The 22,728-nt window shown below is 61.5% G+C and carries 20 protein-coding genes; 5 read left to right on the top strand and 15 right to left on the bottom strand.

Annotated features, from left to right (window positions below):
- Position 1 precedes the first annotated feature (1 nt).
- Both ACLBWX_RS01185 and ACLBWX_RS01180 read left to right on the top strand, forming a co-directional pair.
- Positions 2-1,456 carry an N-6 DNA methylase gene (locus ACLBWX_RS01185; protein ID WP_447675267.1) on the top strand — a complete coding sequence of 485 codons (1,455 nt, stop codon included), beginning with the start codon at positions 2-4 and terminating at the stop codon, positions 1,454-1,456.
- Entirely contained in the window at positions 1,453-3,165 is a 1,713-nt protein-coding gene (locus ACLBWX_RS01180; protein ID WP_447675266.1) for a restriction endonuclease subunit S, read from the top strand. Before ACLBWX_RS01185 ends, ACLBWX_RS01180 begins: the two co-directional genes overlap by 4 nt.
- 304 nt (positions 3,166-3,469) lie before the next feature.
- On the opposite strand, the gene ACLBWX_RS01175 is transcribed toward ACLBWX_RS01180, so the two are convergent.
- Complete coding sequence (locus ACLBWX_RS01175) at positions 3,470-3,973, bottom strand: hypothetical protein (protein WP_447675265.1); 504 nt, start codon at positions 3,971-3,973, stop codon at positions 3,470-3,472.
- A 1-nt stretch (position 3,974) separates the two neighbouring features.
- Positions 3,975-4,238, bottom strand: coding sequence for a hypothetical protein (locus tag ACLBWX_RS01170; RefSeq protein ID WP_447675264.1), 264 nt, complete (start codon positions 4,236-4,238; stop codon positions 3,975-3,977).
- 126 nt (positions 4,239-4,364) lie between these two features.
- Here ACLBWX_RS01170 and ACLBWX_RS01165 point away from each other — a divergent pair, with 126 nt between their 5' ends.
- Positions 4,365-4,598, top strand: a complete 234-nt coding sequence (locus ACLBWX_RS01165; RefSeq protein ID WP_447675263.1) for a helix-turn-helix domain-containing protein — start codon at positions 4,365-4,367, stop codon at positions 4,596-4,598.
- A complete protein-coding gene (locus ACLBWX_RS01160; protein WP_447675262.1) occupies positions 4,595-5,131 on the top strand; it encodes a hypothetical protein in 537 nt (178 codons plus the stop codon). Before ACLBWX_RS01165 ends, ACLBWX_RS01160 begins: the two co-directional genes overlap by 4 nt.
- 22 nt (positions 5,132-5,153) lie before the next feature.
- Here ACLBWX_RS01160 and ACLBWX_RS01155 read toward each other — a convergent pair whose 3' ends face one another.
- The 9 genes from ACLBWX_RS01155 to ACLBWX_RS01115 all read right to left on the bottom strand — a co-directional run bounded on the left by ACLBWX_RS01155 (position 5,154) and on the right by ACLBWX_RS01115 (position 17,732).
- The gene (locus tag ACLBWX_RS01155; protein WP_447675261.1) at positions 5,154-5,354 is read right to left on the bottom strand and encodes a ribbon-helix-helix protein, CopG family; all 201 of its coding nucleotides are present in this window, start codon (positions 5,352-5,354) and stop codon (positions 5,154-5,156) included.
- A 464-nt stretch (positions 5,355-5,818) separates the two neighbouring features.
- The gene (locus tag ACLBWX_RS01150; RefSeq protein ID WP_447675260.1) at positions 5,819-6,727 is read right to left on the bottom strand and encodes an HNH endonuclease; all 909 of its coding nucleotides are present in this window, start codon (positions 6,725-6,727) and stop codon (positions 5,819-5,821) included.
- Positions 6,728-6,730: 3 nt separating this feature from the next.
- Positions 6,731-8,314 (bottom strand): AAA family ATPase, encoded by a 1,584-nt coding sequence (locus ACLBWX_RS01145; RefSeq protein WP_447675259.1) that lies wholly within the window; start codon positions 8,312-8,314, stop codon positions 6,731-6,733.
- A 784-nt stretch (positions 8,315-9,098) separates the two neighbouring features.
- Positions 9,099-14,321 carry a phage tail tape measure protein gene (locus ACLBWX_RS01140; protein ID WP_447675258.1) on the bottom strand — a complete coding sequence of 1,741 codons (5,223 nt, stop codon included), beginning with the start codon at positions 14,319-14,321 and terminating at the stop codon, positions 9,099-9,101.
- Positions 14,311-14,463: a hypothetical protein gene (locus tag ACLBWX_RS01135; protein WP_447675257.1), complete on the bottom strand. Its 153-nt coding sequence runs from the start codon at positions 14,461-14,463 to the stop codon at positions 14,311-14,313. Before ACLBWX_RS01135 ends, ACLBWX_RS01140 begins: the two co-directional genes overlap by 11 nt.
- A gap of 98 nt (positions 14,464-14,561) precedes the next feature.
- Entirely contained in the window at positions 14,562-14,954 is a 393-nt protein-coding gene (locus tag ACLBWX_RS01130; RefSeq protein ID WP_447675256.1) for a hypothetical protein, read from the bottom strand.
- 241 nt (positions 14,955-15,195) lie between these two features.
- On the bottom strand, positions 15,196-16,011 hold the full coding sequence (locus tag ACLBWX_RS01125; RefSeq protein ID WP_447675255.1) for a hypothetical protein: 816 nt from the start codon (positions 16,009-16,011) through the stop codon (positions 15,196-15,198).
- A 158-nt stretch (positions 16,012-16,169) separates the two neighbouring features.
- Complete coding sequence (locus ACLBWX_RS01120) at positions 16,170-16,859, bottom strand: recombinase family protein (RefSeq protein WP_447675254.1); 690 nt, start codon at positions 16,857-16,859, stop codon at positions 16,170-16,172.
- 696 nt (positions 16,860-17,555) lie between these two features.
- On the bottom strand, positions 17,556-17,732 hold the full coding sequence (locus ACLBWX_RS01115) for a hypothetical protein (RefSeq protein ID WP_447675253.1): 177 nt from the start codon (positions 17,730-17,732) through the stop codon (positions 17,556-17,558).
- Between the two features lie 658 nt (positions 17,733-18,390).
- Here ACLBWX_RS01115 and ACLBWX_RS01110 point away from each other — a divergent pair.
- Positions 18,391-18,549: a hypothetical protein gene (locus ACLBWX_RS01110; RefSeq protein ID WP_447675252.1), complete on the top strand. Its 159-nt coding sequence runs from the start codon at positions 18,391-18,393 to the stop codon at positions 18,547-18,549.
- A gap of 77 nt (positions 18,550-18,626) precedes the next feature.
- Here ACLBWX_RS01110 and ACLBWX_RS01105 read toward each other — a convergent pair whose 3' ends face one another.
- The 4 genes from ACLBWX_RS01105 to ACLBWX_RS01090 form a co-directional block, all read right to left on the bottom strand.
- Positions 18,627-19,079 carry a hypothetical protein gene (locus ACLBWX_RS01105; RefSeq protein WP_447675251.1) on the bottom strand — a complete coding sequence of 151 codons (453 nt, stop codon included), beginning with the start codon at positions 19,077-19,079 and terminating at the stop codon, positions 18,627-18,629.
- A gap of 126 nt (positions 19,080-19,205) precedes the next feature.
- A complete protein-coding gene (locus ACLBWX_RS01100; RefSeq protein WP_447675250.1) occupies positions 19,206-21,470 on the bottom strand; it encodes a phage/plasmid primase, P4 family in 2,265 nt (754 codons plus the stop codon).
- Between the two features lie 73 nt (positions 21,471-21,543).
- Complete coding sequence (locus ACLBWX_RS01095) at positions 21,544-21,978, bottom strand: hypothetical protein (RefSeq protein ID WP_447675249.1); 435 nt, start codon at positions 21,976-21,978, stop codon at positions 21,544-21,546.
- Positions 21,979-22,071: 93 nt separating this feature from the next.
- On the bottom strand, positions 22,072-22,257 hold the full coding sequence (locus ACLBWX_RS01090; protein ID WP_447675248.1) for a helix-turn-helix transcriptional regulator: 186 nt from the start codon (positions 22,255-22,257) through the stop codon (positions 22,072-22,074).
- Positions 22,258-22,728 lie beyond the last annotated feature (471 nt).

Below are 22,728 nucleotides of genomic sequence, written 5' to 3'. Positions count from 1 at the left end.
CATGTCAGTTCGCAATGTCGTCAAATCCGTCCAAGACATCATGCGCCAGGACACCGGCGTCGACGGCGATGCGCAACGCATCAGCCAGCTGTGTTGGATGTTTTTCCTGAAGATCATGGATGACCAGGATCAGGAGCTTGAGCTCACGCAAGATGGATATCAGTCGCCCATCCCGGAGAAGTTCCAGTGGCGCACGTGGGCTGCTGACCCGGAGGGCATCACAGGCGAACGGCTCCTCACCTTCATCAACGGCGAACTGTTCCCAGCGCTGAAGGGCTTGGTACTCACAGGGCAAGCGGGTGACCGGCGACGCGTCATTCGCGACGTGTTCGAGGATGCCTATAACTATATGAGATCCGGCCAGCTGATCCGGCAGGTGATCAACAAAATTTCAGCGGTCGACTTCAACGATTTGGCTGAGCGCCAGCACTTCGGCGACATCTACGAGCAGATCCTCACCGACCTTCAATCCGCCGGCAATGCAGGCGAGTACTACACACCACGAGCCGTAACTGCGTTCATGGTGGATCGGATCGACCCGCGGCCAGGTGAAACATTGTTCGATCCAGCCTGTGGTACGGGAGGCTTTCTCACCTGCTCTATCCGCCACATGCGCAATCGCTACGTGAAGAAGACGACTGACGAGTGGGCGCTTCAGGCAGGCCTTCGCGCGGTCGAGAAGAAACAGCTGCCACACATGCTTTGCGTCACCAACATGCTGTTGCACGGCGTAGAGGATCCGAGCTTCGTCCGTCACGACAACACGTTGGCCCGGCCACTCGTCAGCTGGGGCAAGGACGAGCGCGTTGACATCGTTCTAACCAATCCTCCCTTCGGCGGTCGTGAGGAAGACGGGATCGAGAACAACTTCCCGACCTTCCGCACGAGAGAGACGGCCGATCTATTCCTGGCACTCGTTGTCCGACTGTTGAAGCCGGGTGGGCGCGCTGCCGTGGTGCTGCCGGACGGGACGCTGTTCGGCGAGGGCATCAAGGCGAAGCTAAAGGAGCACCTCATGGAGGAGTGCAACCTGCACACGATCGTTCGCCTGCCGAATTCGGTCTTCAAGCCCTATGCATCAATCGGCACAAACCTGCTCTTCTTCGAGAAGGGAACGCCGACCAAGGACATCTGGTTTTACGAGCACCGGGTGCCGGTGAGCCAGAAAGCCTATTCAATGACGAAGCCGATCCGGCTGGAGCACCTACAAGGCTGCATCGACTGGTGGGGCGGCAAAGACCGGAAGGGACGAGAGGAGACACCACAGGCGTGGCGCGTCACTGCCGAGGAGGTGAAGGCACGTGGTTACAATCTCGACGTCAAGAACCCGCACAGCGTTGCCGACGACCACGGCGACCCGGAAACGCTGCTTGCGGAGCTTGCAAGCGCCGAAGCTGAAACTGCCACCTATCGCGATCAGTTGAAGGCAATCCTGGCCGAGGCTCTGGCCCGATGAACGCCGAACGCTTGCTAGCGCATTACGAGAAGATCGCCGACGCGCCCGACGCAATCGCACGCCTGCGCCGCTTCATTCTCGATCTAGCCGTGCGCGGGAAGCTCGTGCCACAGGATGGGACTGAGGAACCGGCCTCGAAACTTCTGGTTCGGATCGAGAAGGAAAAGGCACGGCTGGTGGGGGCGGGGGAGCTTCGGAAGCCCCGCGATCTAAACAACGGCGGGATAATTGTCGAACCTTTCCTAATCCCAGGGACGTGGAAGTGGGTGCGGCTTGATGAAGTTGGCGCCATCGTAGGCGGAGGCACGCCTTCTGCTGGAGATGCAGAAAACTTTGTGGAACCAGGCAATGGCGTTCCGTGGCTAACACCCTCCGATCTTGGCGGCTATTCCGAGGTCTACATCTCGCGAGGATCCCGTGACCTGTCGAAAAAAGGAGCGCAGGTTTCATCGGCGACCGTAATGCCAAAGGGGACGGTGCTGTTCACCAGTCGGGCACCCATCGGCTATGTCGCTATCGCGGCAAATCCAATTTCAACCAATCAGGGCTTCAAGTCGGTCGTTCCTTACGTCGCCGACTGCTCCCGCTTCATCGCGATAGCAATGAAGTCATTTGCGCCCGAGATTGATGCGAAAGCACCGGGCACCACCTTTAAGGAAGTCTCGGGCAAGATCGTCGCTGCAATTCCATTCCCCCTTCCGCCTCTCGGCGAACAGCGCCTTATCGTCGCGAAGGTCGATGAACTGATGGGCCTGTGTGACCGGATAGCGTCAGCGCGCACCGCGCGAGAAGCGGCACGCGACCGACTGGCGACGGCAAGCCTCGCCCGCCTTAACGCGCCCAATTCCGAAACCTTTCAAGATGACGCTCACTTCGCCCTCGATGCGCAGCAGTCGCTCACCACTCGCCCCAACCAGATCAAGGCCCTGCGCCAAACCATCCTCAACCTCGCAGTGCGGGGTAAACTCGTGCCGCAGGACACGAAGGACGAACCGGCGTCGGAACTGCTGAAGCGAATCGCGCAGGAAAAAGCGAAGTACTCTGGGCGAAATAGACTGCTTCCGGCCATCGAAGAGACGGAAAAGACATTTGATGTCCCACCAACCTGGCAGTGGGTAAGAATGGGCAATGTGTTTTCAATACGTACAGGTTTCGCCTTCAAGAGCTCGACTTATGCTAAAAACGGAACCCTAGTATTTCGGGTGACTAACTTTGATCGCAGCGGCTCCTTTGATCTTTCGGACGCCGTTTTCTATCCAACTGAAAAGCTAGACCCAAAAATATCTGGCTTTTTGCTAGAGCCGGGCGAAATAATAATGGTAATGGTGGGTGGCACCATTGGCAAGACCACAATTATAGACAGTTCAATTCTGCCTGCACTTCTAAATCAAAATATGTGGCGCATTCGTTCTTTCGGCAGCTGTCTGCCGAGCAAGTTTGAATATTTTCTAGTAAAACATATCAACCAATCCATCTACGGACTTACTCAATCAACTCATGGACACTTCGCTATGAGTGATTACGAAAGAAGAGTTTTTCCTCTGCCTCCCCTCGCCGAACAACACCGCATCGTAGCCAAAGTCGATGAGCTAATGGCACTCTGCGATCAGTTGGAGGCGAGCCTCAACACTACTGCCGCAATCCGTAGCCGCCTGCTTGAGGCGCTGCTCGCCGAGGCACTTGAGCCGGCACTGGTGCAGGAACTTTAGGCTGCGGAATAGGGTATAATCTGTAGGTAGCGAGGTACTCATACCGCGCTTTTGGCCGATCAGCTCTCGTGGGGCGAGCCTGCAGAGGATCTGAGCGACCCGTGTGTCTCGACGATTTCTGCGCAACCAAGCCAAGCCATAACAGCCTGCAACGAGTTGAAGGTGTGATCGATCCTGCTGAATGGGGGCTGTCGCTTCTCGGCCGGCGGATCGTTCAGCAATTAAATCATGCCAGATGTGGTCGCTATCACGACCGCGGATCTCGCGCACCACACTGCCGACGATCCCGCAGTCCTGTGCGAGATCATAGCTGCCGCGAACACGTTGCCGCGTAGTCGCGACCGGCTTCCAGCACGCTCACCACCACCCGTTGGTGGCGCGCGGTGTCGCTGAAGGACGCGAGGTCCACCCTGCAGGCTTCGCAGGCATCAGACAGTAGCGATCCGCACTCCAAGTCTCCGATGACGCGCTCCAGAGCACCCTCCAGCGACCAGGCCACCACCTCGGAACTGTCGGCAGGGACGGGCTGGCCGGCCGCATCCTTGGCGATGTCGTCACGGGTCCAGGTGCCGGGGGTGGTGTAGATGGCCAGCATGCCGTCGAGAACTTCGGTCACGGTCATCATGTCGGTGGTGCTCCAGCTTGTGTGTTGAAAAAGGTGGCCCTCCAGCTCCCATTCCGAGAGTTCATCGGCGGCCCAGGCGTCGCCGGCCTGCCAGGCCGCGAGCCACACCGAGCCATTCGGACGGATGAGGGCATAGGCTCCGGCCAGGCGGTGGTTCTCGGCCTCGAAGTTGGTGCCGCGCATGTCAGTGGCTCCCGGCACGGCGGGCGGCATGGGCGCAAGCCCAGGCATACTTCAGGGCCTCAGACATCCGCTCGGACCAGGTGCCGCGCCCGGCCCGAGCGTTGGCCACGGCCTTCGCCATGATCGCGCGCCGGTCGAACCCAGCCGCCGGGGTCCAGAGCCGGGACTTGGTGCCGTTCTCGGCCCGCATCGCTTCAATCTTGGCGGCGTGAACCGTGGCCAGGTAGGCCCGGCGCTCGGCCGCCGGCTGGCGGTTGGAGCGCATGTCCCGGAGGGCGGAGGACCAGGAGATTGAGCGGCGGAGCGACACTGCGTTTTCGCTTTCGTTCAACATTTTCTGTTGGTATTGATATGGACGGCCGCCAGGGCCGTCAACATAAAATGTTGAAAGATGATGAACGCAGCACAATGCCGCGCAGCTCGCGCCCTTCTCGACTGGACCCAACCGCGTCTCGCGGAGGCCGCCGGGGTGGGACTGTCGACCGTGGTTGATTTCGAGAAGGAGCGCCGGGCCGTCTCGGCTGAAGCCGTGGGGAAAGTAGCGGCGGCGCTTCAGGCCGCCGGGATCGAGTTCACCAACGGCGGCAAACCAGGCGGTGTCCGCCTGGCCATAGAGGGCGCATGACCATGTCCGCACTCGACGCACTGAACGAAGTGATGACTGGCCCGCAATCCCCCGGTTCGCATGACCGTCTGCCCGCTTTCATAGGTTGGGCGCAGGAACACGGCGCTGAGCTTGGTGCTGATCCGGCCCAGTTCTGGGCCGGGTTCCACCAAACTTGGATCGATTGCGACGACACATGGGACCATCGCGATGAGTTGCTGGAGCTGCTGCGCGATTTCGACGCCGAGGCTGAGCCGTGTGCCTCTCTCCGGGAGGACAGCGACAGAGCGTTCTACGCATCCTTGCCGGACCGGATCACAGTCTATCGGGGGTGCGACATGGACCGGGTGATGGGTCTCGCTTGGACGACTGACAAGGCTGTAGCCCTCGGCTTCACCAAGGGGCACAGGGGGATATCGGTGCCTAATCCGGTGCTCGCCTCGGCCTTCGTTCGGAAGCACAACATCCTCGGTACCTACCAGCAGCGCCAAGAACGGGAAATCCTAGTGGACCCTGCCCGGAGCCTTACCAACATCCGGGTTCGGTTTGTGTGAGGGTAGGAGCCGTAGGCGCCGCCTATTTGAAAAAATCTCCGTCCAGGGCTCGTACGATCGCAAAATTGATGATGGCCGTTCGGGTTTGGCCCATGCGCTTGGCCAGCTCATCGATCCGGTCCAGCAGCTCGGGCGAGATCGTGTGAGAGATCGCCCGCTTGTTGCCCTTCCAGATCCCGCTGTGAGGTTTGGTGCGCGAACCCTTCGTATCCTTCGCCTTCATAGCATTGCCTCCGATAGGAACTATCGAGGTTTGAAGGAGTAAACAGAACGCGCGGACTGCAGTATAAGTAAGTTGACCAATTGACCTATCATCGCGGACAACTAGGATGTCCGAATTGAGGAACTGGTTGGTACGCTCTCGCACCTGTAGGACTTGAAAAGTCCGCATCAGCTCCTTCCTGTTCGCGGAGCGCATCGGCGCCGAGGCGGAGGTAATCCGCCGGCTCATCACCGAAGCCTTGGATGCCCGAGGCGTAAAGGCCGGCGATCCCAAGCAACCGGCCGGACAGTGAAACACCACGTTGTTTTGGGAGGAAACAGAGCAGGGGCCGACTTCAAAATTCCGGGTATCAGTCGGCAGCTACGACTGTTCTCCATTTAATTCGGCTGTCGGACGGACAGGTTAGTGTCAACGCACAATAGGCTTCTAGCCCATCTGCATGCGGGTGCCTCATTTGGTTGTAACTACGATACAGGATCGTTCACGCTCTTCGCAGAATGCAGTTTGGTACGGGTCAGGGTTGAGGGGGCCGAGATTTGACTAAACCCGCCATTAACGAACCAGTCGTCTGCTGCGAGGGTCTCGAAGAAGACATGCTGCCATGAATTGGGCTTCTCGGCGTGGCAGATACGCTCTTCTTCTAGATGCGCTTGCACAGCCGTTGCACCGCCTCGATGATGGAGCCGCTGAAGACGTAGCTTGAGGGGACCGAGATTAGCGGTTGCGTTGGTCGCGAAGCTGATGCCCAGACCGCATACGGTGAAGTGGCGGGCCACTCGCTGCTGATCAATCGATGACCAAGTAGACGGTGGTGCCACCGAAAAAACGAGGATCAGCGGGGTTCCATAGTCGAGCGTGGCCGTGATCCACTGTTCGGTCAGGAGGTGCGCATCATAATAAGGATGGAAGGTCTGCTCGCCCGCTGTCTTCGGAAATCGAGCCTTTTTAGTATCATTGCAGAAATGGCAAGCAGGAACAAGATTAAGAGGCAGAACGGAGAGATCGGGGTAGCGCGATTTCGGCAAATGGTGATCGACATGGGCGACCGTTCCAATGCTGCAGAGTGGGCAAAGCTTGTTGGGCGCAGCGTTCTTGATCGCATCGTAGAAAGGTCGCGCGGCCCCGCGCGTGGCGCTCAGATGATCTTCGTAAAGCGCCGTCAACTCCGCCTTTGTGACGGAACCTAGGTCAGTAAGCCTGACGACGAGATCAAGCTGAGATTTGGTTGCTAGCGTCTCATACAGGGTTTCGTTGGCCTCGATCGCGCCTTTAACCGCATTCATCCGGGCGACGAGATCAATGTCCGCTAAAGCGCCAATGCACGAGGCGAGAACGTCCGACACCGCGAGGATAGGCTTACCAAGCTTGTACATAATTCAGAAGTCCAGGGCGTCTTCGTCATCAACATCGGGCGGCAGCAAGGTCAGCGTTCTGGCCATTGCACGCGCTTCTCCGCCGAGCTGGCCATTGAAATAGTCGAGCACTTCATCGTAGCTGTGCGCCTGGACCGCCTCGTTGATCATCCGGTAAAATCCGGTCTGCATGACTTCTAGACCGAAGACCTGATGGGTCAGGATGCCGACATTCTCGCCAAAGGTTTCGTCTTGCGGCCGATCGGCACGACTCGATAAGCCCGACCGACTCAGGATCCACGCGCATGTCCTCGGTACCTCCTGGAGAACTACAGGGGAGTGGGTAGCAATGATCGCGACGCCGTTCCGATCTGTCAGCAGATTGGAAAGCGCCCGGACGAAGGCAGACAAAAGAGGTGGGTGGAGGTGACCCTCAGGCTCGTCAATCAGGACCAGCGACTTCTCTTCGACTAGTTCGACCAGCTTGGTGATAATTAGCAGAACAATACTGTGACCTGAACTCAAATTGCGGAACAGCCGCCACGCCCGCTGCTCCCAGCCTTCCTCCTCGTCCCCCACAATCCCCGAAATTTCGGCTTCCTTAAATAGAGGGTCTGCTTCAAGTAGCTCCAGAGCGTGTGCCCAGCGATCACGCCGCGCGCCGATCCGACAGGCGACGATGCCTTCCTCGAAGTCCTTGAAGAGATCCGGCTGCGCCTTGATCGTCAGAGGCTCGGTTCCGACGTTGCGGTCCTCACTGCCCTCGCGCGCTTGCGCAGACTCTCGGATCAAGCCGACATAGGCGTAGCGAACTCCGAGAGCTGCCGAATTGGTGACGAGCGGCCCATACTTATCGAACGGGCTAAACGACACCGTGACTAATCCAGCAAAGCCATGACCACGCTCAAAGGATGAAGAGGTCGATGTCAGCGGGCTAAGTTCTCCGGGCGAGCCGCCCCTCGGCGCTTCCAGTTCGAGAAAGGCACGCGCTAAAAGGTCGAAGCATCGCGACTTGCCAACCCCGTTACGACCGATCACGACATGGATGTTGCTCGGCGGGTGAGAAGCGGGCGTCACCCGGAACGTGAGCTTTGGTGGTTCGTCAACAGCGCGCGGATCAGCTGGGAACTCAAAGAGGAATGCGAAGCTGGTAAGCGCCGCATCGCCGAGCGCGAGCTTGTGAAATCTATTTCTCACGCGGTCGCTGTCGATGTAACGGAGCAGTGATTGCCGAAGGGCCTCCTCACCAGAGTGGCGATCGAGTAAAGTCAGATCATGCGCGCAATCACGGAGGGCAACCAGGAACCAGTCGCGATATTCGGCGCCCATAGTGTTGAGCGTCTCATAGTAATTTTCCGACTGCCCCATAGAGTACCAATCACCGTCGAGAGCGGGGAAGGTCGAAGGTAGCTGGGTGCGCGCGTTTTCATGCGTCATACCTACGCGGGCAATCTTGACTTGGCCGACGTTCGTTCGTGTGCCGTCGACCGCGATCACAAACGCGGTAAATTGCGTTACCCATATGTACCAGTCGTTCCAATTATCGGAAACGAGAAGTACTTCATTTCCTTGACTTGCAGCCTGCGCACTCTGGACGACCCTGAACATTGTGCTTCCCCTGGGTCACTTGGCGTCCTGCCGAACAGCGAGCACGAACTTGGCCGGAATAGATCATCGGTTCGATCGGCGCCAGGCTACGATAGTGGCGATCGCTTGCGAGGAAGGGGGCACAGCATTGCAGCCCATCAATCCGCAATGCTGTGTGGCGTATGGTTTTGGCGCTGGTAGTTCTGGCTATTATCGGTGCTGTCCACGCCCGCGAACGGCCAGCGGCGCGTAGTGCTGGTGTACCGCATCCCGCCAAAGTACTGCATGCCGCGAAGCATATGGATGTTGGAGTTTCTGCAGTGCTGCTGAGCAAGTGCATTCCGGGCATCATCCGTACGCCGGCACGAAGCGTCAAACAGCACAATGGCGAATTCGGCCTTCGATCAGATACAGACACGAGGCCAAGCCTTGGTGAGCTAGAGAAGTCGAGCCGTCGGTTCGTCCATGTGCCAGACGGGGCTCCTCGGTGACCGAAAGGTCACTATCGGATCAAGGCGCCTTAGCGTTGAGACCCAGCATCAATCAAGTCGGGGATGACTGCCCACGTTGTTGGGCAATCCAGCCATCGGTTACACCGGTCGTGGTAGGGGGGGCAGTCCGTGATAGCGCCTCGCTTCCATTTTGAGAACGAGCCGATGTCGATCATGACGCTCTGGCCGATCTCATGGGCACGTGCAACGTCATCCAACCGAGCCTTTGCACACACAGAATTGCCTACCAGCCAGCCCATATAAGGCTGCCACTCGGGTGATGTGTGTGCCGTGGTAGTGAATGGCCACTGCCATTAGCCCCCAGCCGCCACCCTCTTGATGAGCTGCTTCACGGCACCACCCCGGCTGATGTTCTCGGTGATGTAGTGGACCACATCGTTCGGGCCGGGTGTGGGCACCTGATCCGGCGCGACCACGTAGACCGAGGTCTCAGCCCGGGCCGAGCTAGCAAACCGGGCCGGCTCCACCGGGGGTGCCTTCGCCATCACGCCCGCGCCCATGGCGTTCATGCGGTCCAGGCTCTCCCGGCCGATCACGTCGACGGCCGATCGCTTCAGGACGAACTCACCAGGCATCAGGGTGCGGGGCACGCTGTCCCGGTTCGATGTGCCGCCCGTGACCAGGCCACCGGTCGCCATGCCAGGGCCGGCGAAGGAGCTGAACAGGCCGCCGAAGATGCTAGTGCCGGCACCAGCGCTTGAGCCACCCCCGAGCATGTCACCGAACAGCGACTTCATGATCTGGTTCGACAGGGCCTTGGACGCGATCTGGGCCATGTCGGTGAGGATCGAGGTGGCGAAGGTCTTGAAGGCATCCCTCCCCTTGATGGTGCCGGTCGCCAGACCCGTGAACAGGCTCGACATGCTGTTGGACATGCCGGCCATGGACTGTTGCCAGTACCCGGACATCTCCTGGGCCGCCGTCTTAAACTCCCCGGTCTTGCGATCGATCATCCCGGCCGACGTGAAGAAGTCGAGCGAGCCCCGGCTGAGGGCCGCGCCGTAGTCCTCCCGGCGCCCCTCCACCCCCTTCTGGAGGCTGGCGTTGGCGCCGTACTCGGCCTCCTTCTTCTTCAGCTCGGTGATGCGCTCCTGGATCGCGGCCCGGCCGGTCTCGGATAGGAGGCCCTTGTCCCGGAGCTGGCCGAGCTGCTGTTCCAGGGCCAGCTCCTCAGCTCGCACCGAAGCCGATTGCCCTTGCAGTCTGAGGCGCTCCGCTGCCTGGCGCGCCGCTGTCTCGGCGGCCTGCACCTCCCCGGCCGAGACCTTGCCCGAGGTCTCATCGCTCTTGAGGTAGTCGGCCCGTGCCTTAGTGCGGTCGGCCTCCTCCCGGTAGGTCTTCAGGGTCGCTTCCCCGATGGCCTTCGCGTTCTCCTCCACCAGCTTGGCGGCCCGGTCGGCATAGGTGCGCTGGATGCGGGCCACCTGGTCGCCCTGCTCATCCGGGGGCAGGGCGGTGAAGCGGTCGCTGGTGCGCTCGCGCTCCAGGTCTTTGTCCCGGAGCCCGGCCAGGTCGGTGATCGTCCGGGTGGCCGGCGCGAGGTCGGCCGTCCGGCCCACGGCCCGCTTGTCCAACGCGAGCTGGTCGGACAGGCCTTGCTCATCCCGAGCAAGCTGCCGTTGCTGGAGGGCCAGGCGCTTCTGGCGGATCGCGCGCGCGTTGCCCTCATCGGTGGTCGCGGCCTCGGCCCGAGCCTTCCGGCCGGCGGCCTCGCCTTCGTCCAGCGCTTCCCCGGTGGGGGTTACCAGGCGGTCGGCGCGGGTGGCCTTCGCGTTGAACGCGGCCAGGAGCCGGGTGGTGAACTCGGCGGAGGTGTCGCCCTCCCGGCCGCCGTTGGCGGTGATGGCCTGGGACGCGCGGGCCGCGTTCACCCCGGCATCCATCAGGGCCTGGATCGCACCCTTGCCAGGGTTGCCCAGAAGCGCCGATCCGCCGGTCTCGCCCTGATTATACAGGACGTAGCGGTTGTCATCGGAGAGGTTCAGGCCCTTGGCCCGGAGGGTCTTGTCGATGGCGTCGAAGTAGCGGATCGCGGCCAGGGCGGACTGAGCCACGTTCGTGGGATCAGCCAGGCCGTAGTCCCCAGCCGTGCCGCGCGTGAACTGGAACACGCCCTTGGCACCCGTCGAGCTGACGGCCTTCGGGTCGAAGTCGCTCTCGAACGATCCGAACCGGAGGAGGGTGCGGAGCCGGTCATTCCGGCCGGCGCCCTCGGCTGCATCGGCGATCCGCCGAGCTACCCCATTGTCGGCCAGCTCGGGCGTCCGGTTGAACCCGGTCGGTGCCGTGACGGCCTCACGGGCCAGCCGGAGCTGGCCCTGCTGGTCCACGATGTTGATTCCCTGCTGGAGGAGTTCCCGGACCTTCGCGGCCAGCTCGGCCGCCTTGTCCACGGTGGTGGCCGGGTCGCGGATCTGCTTGTCCAGCCCTGCCACCTGGGCATCCAGCACCGCCTTCTGCCGGCCGAGCGCCCGTTCCTGGGACGCTAACAGGTTCTCGGTGATCCGCTTACGGGCCTCGGCCACACGGTCGGTGTAGCCTGCCAGGCGCGCGTCCAGCTCCTCATTGGCCTGGGCCAGGCGCTCGCGCAGCTCGGGCCGGCTGTCCACCTCATTAGGGTTGGCGGTCTCGGCCTCGATGAGCTTGCGCGCAATCTCCCGTTGCCGAGAGACGAGGTTCTGCACCTGGGCCTCGATCTCACCAGGTTCGGCGGTGTCACGGGTGGTCCCGGCCCGCTTCATTAGGGTGTCGAGCTGAGCGGCGATATTCTTGCGCTCGGCCTGTAGCTCGCGCGTGAGGTCCGGCCGGATCGATGCGGCGATCTCGTCCAGCTCCTTGGTGACGCCCCGGCGCAGGCTCTTGATCAGGTCCACGATCCGAGCACCGGCCTCGGTGACCGTCTTGTCGGCCGAGCCGGCCGCCTTCAGGCTGTCGAGGTAGCCCGAGAACTCCGCCTCCAGCTTGGTGGCCTCGGCTTGGGTGTCTCGGATCGCGGCGACGATGCCGGCCTTCTTCTCGGACCCGGACAGGCTCCGGTCGCCCTCTATGGCCCAGCTCCGTTCCGCGAGGGATGCTTGCGCATCAGCCGCCCGCTGGCCGAACGCCTGGAACTCCGGGGCCTGCTGAAGGCGGGAGACATCGGCACGGGCCGACAGCTCGGTGAGCTTGCCCTGGGCCGCGATGGTCCCGGCGTTGGTCTTCACCGCATCCGAGAACAGCACCGCGATCCGGTCCAGCTTCTCCAGGCTGTCCGTGAGGCCCGCCAAGCGGCCGGGGCTCGATCCGTCGAGGCGCAGGGGTGCCGCTTCACGCTCCAGGCGCTGGCGTTCATCCAGGATAAGCTGCTGGAACCGAGACACTCCCAGCGGATCATCCTTGCCCAGCGAGGCCGGGTTGCGGATCACGTCCAGCAACGGCTTCAAGGCGGTGAGGCCCGCGCGGGCCAGGGCAGCATCATCCGATCGGGGACCGGCCGATGCCTTCACCGGGAACCGCGGATCCGCATATTCCGCCTGGCCGCCCCCGAGCGCGTCCGAGATGCGCTGATCCGCGCCACGCCGGTCCACGTTGCCCTTGGTGACCAGGGCGTCCAGCTCCTTCGCGGTGACCGCGAACTGGCGCTGGAGGAGTTCGGTGTTCTTGCCCTGAAGCTCGGTGCGCAGCCGGCGGTAGGCCGCGATCAGCTCATCAATTGATGCGGCGTTGGCCGAGATGCTGAGCCCGAGGTCACCGAACGCCTTCTGGGCCTCCAGGATGGTGTTGCGGCGCAGGACGGGATCAGCGTTCAGGCGCTCGCGGCGCTCCATCAGGAGCCCGAGCTGCTGGTCCACCCCGGAGATGCCGGTTTCGATGGACTGCGCCTGCGCCTGCACCTCGTTGCGGACGGCCCGCACCTGGTCCAGGGCATCCTTGGCGCGATCGATGCGCGCGAGGTACGCCGCTCCACCAAAGGCCGCACCGGCCGCCGCGAGGGCCAGCACGGCCGGGTTGGCGAGACCCGCCAGGAGCGGGGCGAGGCTGGCCGCGAGCGCACCGAGGCGCAGGCCAGCGGCGGCCACCGCGATGGTGCCGAGGCCGGTGCCTACGATGGGGAGCACCACACCGAGCTTGCTGGCGGCGTCGGTGAGGGCGGCGGCGGCATCCACACCGCTGGTGAGGCCCGAGACCATCGGGCGGAGGCTCTTGTCCAGGATCGCGAAGCTCACGTTCCCGAACCGCGTGAGCGACGCGGACAGGCTCTCGTTCGCCCTGGCCGCACCCTCGGCCGCCGCGTTGGACAGGGTGAGGTCACCACCGAGGCGCTTGATGAAATCGCCCTGGCCGACGATGGCGGCGAATGCAGCGGCCGAACGGGTCTCCAGCGAGCGCATCGCCTCAGCGCTGCCGAACCCGGCCTTGCGCAGGTTGTCGAGCACGCCGAGCAAACCGTTGGATCGGAGGTCCACGTCGGCCATGGAGAGGCCCACCTGGCGCAGGGCATCCTTCAGCTTGTCCGTGGGCGAGGACAGTTCGATGATGAGCTGGCGCAGGCCGGTGCCGAGCGTAGAGCCGGACTTGATGCCGGCCTGGGCCATGCCACCGAGGGTGGCGGTCAACTCGGTGAAGGACACGCCGCTGTCGCGCGCCGTGTTGGCGACGTAGGAGATGCCGAGCTGGAGTTGCTCCATGCTGAGCTTGGAGCGGTTCAGGGCGCCCACGAACACGTCGGCGATGTCGCCCGAGCGGGCGGCCTCCATGTTGTAGGCGCCGAGGATCGACGTGATGGCCTCCACCGACTGCTGAAGGGTGGACCCGGACGCGGCGGCCAGGTCGAGCACCGGCTTCAGGGTCTGGCCGACGCCCTTGGCTGACAGACCGATCTGGCCGAGCTGGATCGAGACGTTGGCCAGCTCGGTGACTGAGAACCGGGAGGTCGCGGCGACAGCCAGGAGCTGATCCCGGAAGCCTCCCATCTCGGTGTTAGTGGTCTCGGTGATGGCCTGAAATTGGCGGAGCTTATCGTCGAACTCGGTGATGTCCTTCAGGCCGGCGCGGAGCATCGCGATGCCGGCGCCGATGGTCGCGTAGTTCGCCGCGATCTGGGCCTGGGCCTGAAGTAGGCCACCACCCTGGCCGCCACCAGGTGGGAGGGGCGGTGTGCCGCCGGCACCGCCGGCACCGCCCATGCCCGAACCACCGCCGGAAGCGGGCGGGGCCGCGCGGGCCGCTGTCTGGGCCGCCGTGAGGGCGGCGGTCGCGGTGCGAAGGTCGGCCTCGGCGGTGCGGAGCTGGTCCCGAAGGCCCGACTGGAGGCCGCCCTGGTCTCGGGTCGCGGCAAGCTCGCGGCGCAGGCTGATGACCTGGGACACCAGGGGGTCCACGGACCGCACCGTGGCCGTGAACTGATCGTTCAGACCGCGCGCCGACTGGACCATCTCGCGCATGGCCTGGGCCGTGCGCTGGAGGCCGCTGGCCAGGGTCGCTTCGTCTAGGACGATATCGACATCGATCTGAGAGTTGTCGCCGCTATTGGCCATTGATCTGCGCCGCAAAGGCCAGCATGTCGTCCACACTGGTGAGGTTATCGACGGGCTGCGACTGCTTCGCACCGAAGACTTGGCCAGCCGTGAACAGAAGGCTTTCGGTGAAGGACATCGCCTTCACCATCTCGAACTGCACCTTCAAGTCCGTGATGCGGATCAAGTCTTCTAGGGTGTGCGACCAATACACGACCGGCAGGGCGCTCGGCTTGGTGCCGAGGGTGAAGATGATCGTGTCTACGAAGCTGAGGGCACCAAACCATTCAGCGACGACCCGACAGCCGTCAGTCGCTCCCCGCTGGTCTTGATGACGGCCAGGTGCTTCTCCAGCCGCGAGAGAAAAAAATGGCTGACGTGGTCCTTGATGAAGTCGAGCGCCGCTTCCGCATCCTCAATGTTGAGTTCGTGGAGGTTCACGGTCTCGCTCTCGATCCGCCGGCCGCGCTCGTCACGGGGCGACAGGAGGATGTCCAGGACGGCGGTTCGGGTGGGGAAGTGGAAGTCCACTTCGGGGAGACGCTCGAAACTGCCGATTACCTCGGCCAGCTCGTTCAGGCGGCCGAAGAACATGGTCACGTTGGTGGACTTGTCACCAAGCTTGATGTTAAGAGTGGGCTGCAGCGAGTTCATCTTGTTGTCTCCTGATGTTACTCAGGAGAGATGGCTATCGATACAGTCTGATGGAAGGGCCGGCGCAGGATCAATGCGATGATGCTATTCGGATTCACTGGCGCTTCAAAATTAATTTTATTCGTTGATGTTGTAGTCAATATTATCTGTGTTCAGACGGGGTGATCCGACACCTACATCATTTTCAAATTTAAATATTAGTTTCATTTTTAAACTTCGATGATGATCGATCATAGTTAGATTAAAACAAGGCCTCATCATCTATGATCTGATCCATAAGATCTCTGATATGGACGCTTGGATAGACCGCGAAACGGTCGTTTCGTGCATCTGTGAGGATGCCGTCAAATCGTAGGTGACGGTTCGAATCGGTGTCGCGCACGATTGAGAACACAGGTGATCCGCTAAGCCCGTCCGGTTCGATACTGGAACGTGTAGATCGTTCATCCTTGACGAACATATTCCTGTTATCAACGTCTAAAAGCTTCAGATCATCTGGGCGAAGATCTTGCCGGATCCAGCGGTTTACAATGCTAACAAGCTGGCCATCATTATTCAGGTTGATGATCTGAGAGTCGGTTGGATAGCCAATCAAGAAAGAGTAATCGACGGCGACATCGGGATTGTCTGACCAGAGAACAGTGTCAAGGTTCAACGCTTCAACGCGATGAGTTTGCACGCGATCCTCAAAGTCGAAAACGCATAGATCTTGTAAGGACCGATACTCTTCCTCGCTGATTTGCGGCCGGTGCAGCGATTTTGGAGGAATAGCGAGCGTTCGACCACCACCATTCGCCAGTACAACGAACTTCTCGGGGAGAGGTTTTCCACTTCCGTCGCCGGCTTGATGGTTGGTTGCTAATGCGACTGCCAACCCACGATAACGGCAGAGAACTGCTGTTCCAGAAAGCTGCAGCTCCCACTCATCGTCGCCCGTCGAGAAAAGTGCCGGTCGAACGAAGCGACGCATTGAGTCGGGAGCGCTTTTGAATGGTATGAATGCCCCATTCACGCCCACGCTCATTTTCGCTTCAGCGACTTTCCAGGTCGGGATCATCAAGCGCTCGCTGGGATGACATACGAAGTTAGCTTAGCAGCGTAATTTCGGCTAGAGGTATTAAACTAGAGGGGCGACACCTGGCGCGCTGAAGCCGGCAGCAAACTGCAAAGCTCGATTTAAGCCGGTAAGTGACACCGTGGGCTGTGCTATGGAGTTCAGAGGCTCGGCGTCTCGATCCGCTCCAGAACACGCCGCACAGCGGTGGCCGTCCACGCCGTGCCTCTCGGTGTCGTGAGACCACGCTGGCCGAGACCGGCCGCCAGGTCGCGCAGGGATACGGCACCCTCGGCCCGTAGCTCCGCGATGTCTCGAGCCAGATCATCAGCCCGGTGCTGGGACTTGCTCGACCGGATCGATGCCGATGCCGCCGCAGCCTTGCCGGCCTGGGCCGGGAGGTGGTGGGTCGGACCACCGAGCTTGACGCCCCGCTCCTTCGCGGCGGCCAGTGCCGCCTTGGTTCGTGCCGAAATCATCTTGCGCTCTGCCTGCGCTACCACTGCCATGATCCCGACCACCATCTCGTTCGCCTCGGGCATATCGGCCGCTACGAAACGCACGCCGGCCCGCTGAAGCCCCAACAAGAAATGGGCATCGCGGCTCAGCCGATCCAGCTTTGCGATCACCAGGGTGGCGCTGTGGAGGCGACATAGGCGCAGGGCCTCGGTGAGCTTGGGTCTATCGTTGCGCTTGCCACTCTCGACCTCCACCACCTCGGTAACCAGGGACCAGGCGCCGCCGTTCAGGAAGTCGGTGACTGCCTTGCGCTGCCCCTCCAGGCCAAGGCCGCTGTCACCCTGTCGCTTGGTGGAGACCCGGAGGTAGGAGACGAACCGGCCTTCGGCCATGGCGGAGAACCTTGTGTCGTTTGGCAGTACGACCGTACTGGCTAATGACACCTGTATGGTGGAGGCCCCCCCGAAGCGTCAAGAAAATAATCAGACTATTCGGTGAGATAAATCCCTTTACTTTACAGCATGGGTATGGGCGGGTCTTATTATGTAGATATCAACACTTGTTAATATACACTGTCCGCCATGTAAACTTCCGAAATTTTTTTATTCTACTTGGATGATAACAGATCAAGATACCGCTGCCGGCCAAACGGAGTGAAGCGCACATCATCTCGCACCAAACCATTCCTTCTTGGCCATGCGCCGCACGAACTCCAGAGTGGCAAACCCGTCCCCGAGGTTGGTGCGGCTCGCCAGCATGGCTTCATCCACAGGCCGGAGAGGAACATCGTTCTGAGATGCCTCTTGCCCTTAGGTCTGACCACAAGGCGAAAGGGCAACTTTAAATGAGCTTTCTGGTCTCTCGCGCAAATACCATTGCGTCGGCGGTATCCATTCCGAACCGGACGGAGGTTCTAGAAACCGTTGTCGGCGTCCTGTTCATTGCCAGTCTCTGCGTCGCCGGGGCGTGCCTACCGATGCTCCACTAGGAGTGAAGCTCGCTCGCGAGCCAAATCGTAGACGCAAAAAAGCCCCACCTGAACTAGGTGGGGCTGATGAGCACGTAGGTCGTGAACGGCTTGAGTGTTGTTAGGCGGCGAGCTTCGCGGCCACGGCAACCGGCCCGTTGTCGTTCACGACGGCAAGCTCACCAGCAGTGATGACGGAAGCGCTGCTCTTGGGGGTCAGACGGTCAGCAACGAAGGCAACCAGGGCGACGTTGGCGGCACCAGCAGCGACGACGGAGGCGAGAAGCAGAGCGGTCATGAGAGGCTGTCCTGAGAGGCGTTTGCGTTGCAGCGGTTATGATCGCATCTGCCCTGCTGTGGTATACCAGATACCAGATGCTGGCCATGATTCTAGTGCATGGATTAACCGGTTATCTCATTCAGCCCCGCGTTATGTGCAATATGCTGGTAGGACCCGTTCAGAATGGCATGTGTTATCCTGCCGGCTAGCACTGGCGCCTCCCACACTCGAAGGCGCTGGTGTCGTTGAAGCGCACACTGGGTTCCGTCGCCCGCGCTATCAATGGGTCGATGGTTTAGAGATCGCTAACCACATCCCGAGATGATCGGGATACCTTTGCGGTGGGACCCGTTTAGACCCTGCGAACGATCGTTCGCAGCTCGTGGAAAGCCACCGTGCTCATCCTCAATCCGCTGACTGGCAAGCTTGTCGAGATCCCCACCCCAAAGCCGCTAAAGCCCTGAACATCCTATCCCTCTGCAATAGAGGTAAGCACACGTCAGGCATGCGGCTGGAGCCCTCGGATCCCCGGAGCTACCTCGGCCATTAGCCGGGCATGAGCGCACCCCCTTCATCCCCGGGCTCTGTACTGGAGCAGCGCAGAGCACCTCGTCACGACCTGTTTCGGCTCGGTGAGTTGCACCCATCAGGATGGTCGTACCCGTTCGAGTGTCTGGTGCGGGAAACCTCCACCCATGGAGCGCTCATCGAAGTGGGGCAGATGGCTGACTTGCCCGATGAGTTCACGCTCACTATCGAGAGCGCCGGCATCCGCAAGCGCTGTCAGGTGGTGCGCCGCACGGAGCGATATCTCGGCGTCGCGTTCAGGCCGTAAGCAGCAAGCTCGCTGGGGAAGCCAGAGCCGGTGAACCGCGTACCAAGTTGAGGGTTCGGCCGAGCCGCAGACGCAGTTCACGCCGAAACGAGCAGGCTCTCCAGGTACTTCTCAAAACCACCGCGAGCGAACTGCACGCCATCCGCCACGTAGGCTCCCGGTCCGGCGCTCCGGGCGTAGCGTTGAGCCCATCGCCGGACTTCGGTGTGATCCTCGATCACCATGCCCGCAGCGGTGGCGAGATGGGTCTGCCAGAAGGTGACGGCCTCGGTGGGCTCGCCGCGGCGCTGGGCGAGCCAGCACAGCGCGTCGGAGATCAGGTAGGCGTGCCGGTGGCCCTTGATCCAGTCGGCTGGCAGAGCCTGCGGACCGACCCCACGCAGGCGCCAGACACCGAATAGCCCATGATCGATGCGTAGGGTCTCGGTGAGCACCCGCGCCGAGACCGGGCACCAGGGGTGGCGCAGGGGGAAGATGTCCCCGGACGGGGGCGGAAGATCTGCGAGAGATCTACGATCTGCTAGCATCATTATATTATCGAGCCTCTTCTTCCTTCTTCTTTACCCCTCCCCCCCAGAGATAGAAAAATAAAGGAAAGATAGAAAATATTATAGGACTTCTGGGGGGGAGGGGGTGCGACAAGGGTGCGACAAATCTCAGGCCGCAACCCGATCTCCCGATGCCCAACCCATGGCAACGCCCACACCGGGCTGGATGCCCAGAACCTGCGCACCATGCTCAGTGTCCTCGACGGCGTAGCCCAGCTGCTCCAGGCGCGTGCGGAAGTCCTCGCGGCCCAGAGGAGCGCCGTAGGCCTGCTGCACGAACTTGACGTACTTGGCTTGGAGATAGACCAGCTCGATCTGCGCACCGGCAGTCTCAACGCAGCGCGTAGAGGCCTGCATGAACTGCAGCACGGTGCCGATCCGGCGGCGCCAGGCCTCAGTCGCCTTGATCAGGACCTCGGGGATGCTGAGACCGCTACGGGCGTACTCGACGGCTCCACGGACCACCCAGGCCAGCACACCGGCAGCCTCGGCCTCGTAGATGATCGCATAGAAGTTCGGGATGCGCTCCTCACGGGGGATCACCACATCATAGGGCACGCGGACGAACCGCGCCCACAGCGCGTCGTCGGCCTCGTTGGCGTTCGGCCACGGATTGGATGCCACCGCCATCGAGAAGGTGATGGGGATCACCCGCTCGTTCTCGTGGTTCGCACGGGTCGTGTAGGTGGCATCGCCCGTCAGCTGTTTCAGTCGCTGGCTGTCGAGCCGGCGACCGTCAGTGCTCTCCTGACCGAACACGATGCGCGAGCCCTCGAACCGGGCGAGGTCGGAGCGGGGACCGTTCGGACTGCGCTTGTCGTCGCTGACGAAAGCGCTGGCCGAGGTTTCGATCGCGTAGCCCGGCAGCACCTTCAGCAGGAGGTCCGTCAGGAAGCTCTTGCCGTTGCGGCCGCCGCGTCCGTGCAGCCAAACCATGATCTGCTCGGGCCGCGTGCCGTGCAGGGCCTGGCCGAAGAAGATCCGCAGGAAGTCGCGGACCACCGGGTCGGGCTGCACCCGCATCATGGCGGCTTCGAAGCGCGGGGCTGCCGCGGTCGGATCGTAGGCGGTCGGAATGCAGCGGGTGTTCAGCAAGGTCGGATCGTGAGGTGAGAGGGCGCCGGTCTCAAGATCAATGACACCGTTCATGACCACCAACTTGCCTGGCAGGTTGTCGAACTCCGTCGACAGCGCCGCCACGTCTGGCATCGATGCCGCCACGTCGACCATCGCGCGCAGCCGGGTGCCCTGACCCGAAGCACGCGCATGGGCCTTAAGAGCCTTCTGCACCTCCACCTTCGGTGCCGCGTCCGCGTCCGCTCGGATGCCCTCGACGGTCTCGCGGGCGAGCCGGATCATGTTCAGGGCACCGGGATCATCCGCCCAATGAGTGCCGGTCCAGAGGCGCCAGATCTTCTTATCAGGCACGTACCGGACGACATCACCGTGGTCGCGAACGAAGCGCTCAGCGTTGCCGGTGTCATTCATCTCGAACCACTCATTGGGATCGTAGCGCATTGCTGAAGCCGCGATGCTGGCGACCTCATCGTCACCGAGCGGCTGGTCGCAGTTCTTGCGATTGTAGATCGCCAGGAGGGCGCAGACCGCCTCCTCATCGTGGCCCTGACCGCGCAGCCGGCTCGCCTCGCGGAACAAGGTATCGTTGCGCGAGCCCTCACCGATGGTGCCGCGCGAGCCCCGCACAGGCTTCGCGCCCTTCGCCGCCGTCACATCATAGCCGACTTCGGCCAGGGCCTTGCGCATCTGGGCCTCGATGTCGGCTGGCAGGAACTGCACCTCGTCCAGGCAATCCACGAGGTGCCGGTTCGCCGTGTAGGCCTTGACCGTGTTCGGGTGGATCGAGGGCGGCAGCACGATCTGCGAGCCGGCGCCGAGCACCTCGACCAGCGTCTGAAGCTTGCCGGCCGCATCGCGACACTTGATGCGGAACGTCTCGATGTCGCCGTTCCAGTGATAGATCCGCACCATGCCCTTGCGGCCGATGCGCTGCCAGGGCGAAGGGGGCAGGATGCGGTTGAGGGCGTCAAACACCGCCGGGTCGTCGCTGTCGATATCAACAGCGACCAGACCGCTCTGCGGGCCGAGCGGGAGGCCGATATTGCCCGTCCGATAGAACCGCTTCCAGGAGACGCGCTCGGCATCGGTCGGCATGCGGCTCTGCATCTCCTGCCAGGACGGCAGCACCGGCTCCTTGCCGGTCGGCTTGCCGTCCTTGCCACCCGAGGGCGTGTAGGCCCGGAGCGGCATGACGGGCAGGCCGGCATCCCAGTATCGGTCGCAGTTGTCGGCGAAAATATCGCCCGCGTCGGCGGGACTAGTGTTGATCTTCGAGGGAGAAACGATCATATTCATGAGTGCTAGCAGTCCTCGAAAAGCGGTTAGCGGAAGTATCGATCCCTCGACCAGTTGAGCCCTGGCCGGGGGATTACTTTGCGTAGACGGCGAAGCGGCGCTGGCGGCCCGGTGACGAGATATGCTTGTCGAAGAAGTCCTGACCCTCACCCGTCTTCGACCAAGCGAGAGCGCACTCCAGATTGGTGATGATCTCGTACTGGTCGGTCGCCTTCAGGTGATCCTGGAAGGCATCCACGAGTTCGCGGCCGAAACGGTCCCATTCCGCCGATCTGAAGCTGTAAGGACTGCCCTCGTTCATCTGGAACAGCATACCCAGCGCGAAGGGCGAGCCCTCACCACGGAAGAGGGGGTTCTTCTCCTCGGCGGGAATGAACTTTGGGTCCAGTTCGATGAAGACCTTGCCGCCGACCTTGAAGCGAGGCAGGTTTTTATCGATGAAGACGAGAGACCAGCCGGTCATCTTCCGAACTTCTTGCCGCGAGAAGAGCTTAGGTGAAGTGTTCATCGACGTTCTTTCTGGAATTACACTAAGCCAGACATAAGAACGCAAGCGAACACATGCGAACGCAAGGTCATAGCTGCTAGGACCTATGCTGATCTACTTGCGAGAGCGACTGTTCAGCCAATCGTCCAGGTCCACGCGGCGGACGCCGATGAGGCGGTCGGACAGCTGGATAATGCGTGGGCCACGGCCGGCGCGCATAAGGCGTCGCAGCGTGGATAGGGAAACGCTAGCGGCCTCGCACACGGCGGGCAGGCGCAGAACGACGTTCGTATTTGGCATGGAAATGTCCAGTTCAAGGGACTGGTGCAGCCGGCGGGTACGCCTTGCTGACCAACAAGCGACAGGGTCGACTGGAATTTGAACTGGAACTGCTTACGTCGTAGCTGTTCAAGCGGAGGCACGCAAGGCCAAAACGTGCGAAGCCCCATCACGGCGTTGCTCGGGCGTACCTACAATTCTAAGTCCGTAGAAAAATTCTTTTTAATGTTCTGCGCGCCTGATGCTCTAATCACAGGATGGTATCTATGCGCACATTGATCATGATCGCCGCTGCAAGCCTTGCGTTCTTCGGCCACCTTGCTTCCGCTGAAGCTCGTGGCGGCCGAGCCTTTGGTGGCCTCAGAGGGCACCTTACCTCGCGCGGCACAGGGGTGGCTCCGCACCTTCATACGTCGCCGAACGTCATCCTCAGCAACAACATCTCCCACCGCGTCGGGTCGGCACCGCAATATACCTCGCTGCCGGGGCCTG

It is taken from the genome of Methylobacterium sp. M6A4_1b (genome assembly GCF_053345175.1).
The sequence above is the reverse complement of the archived record's forward strand: the minus strand, read 5'-3'. Positions and strand labels throughout refer to the sequence as shown.